2 pseudogenes are annotated in these 559 nt (G+C 74.4%); both read left to right on the forward strand.

The window, feature by feature from the left end:
- Positions 1-232, forward strand: a pseudogene (locus tag ACFXIV_RS48100) (acetylornithine transaminase); the annotation flags it as partial.
- Between the two features lie 34 nt (positions 233-266).
- Positions 267-559: pseudogene (locus ACFXIV_RS48105) on the forward strand (hypothetical protein); the annotation flags it as partial.

Raw genomic sequence — 559 nt, forward strand, 5'->3', positions numbered from 1 at the left:
GGTCCGCGGCGCGGGGCTGCTGCTGGGTATCGTGCTCACCGAGCCGGTCGCGCCGCGCGCGCAGCAGGCGGCGCAGGACGCGGGGTTCCTGGTGAACGCGGTCGCCGGGGACGTCCTCCGGCTCGCTCCGCCGTTGATCGTCGGCGAGGCCGACGCGGAAGCGCTCGTGCGGGCGCTGCCCGCCGTCCTCGACGCGGCGGCGGCCGACGCCACGGCCGGCAGACAGCGATGAGCCGAAGCAGATGAACCAGAGGGGTACGCGCACGATGACCGAGGAGCAGCACGGGGGACAGGCCGTCCCGCAGACGCGGACGGCCCGTCATCGCCGTATCGTCGACATCCTGAGCAGGCAGCCGGTCCGCTCGCAGAGCCAGCTCGCCAAGCTCCTGGCCGACGACGGGCTCACGGTCACCCAGGCCACCCTCTCCCGGGACCTCGACGAACTGGGCGCCGTCAAGATCCGCAACACCGGGGGCGAACTGATCTACGCGGTCCCCGCCGAGGGCGGGGACCCCACCCCTCGGGCGCCGCTGGGCGAGTCCGCCACCGAGGCCCGGAT

This window comes from Nocardia sp. NPDC059236 (assembly GCF_042754085.1).
Classification (GTDB): Bacteria; Actinomycetota; Actinomycetes; order Mycobacteriales; family Mycobacteriaceae; genus Nocardia.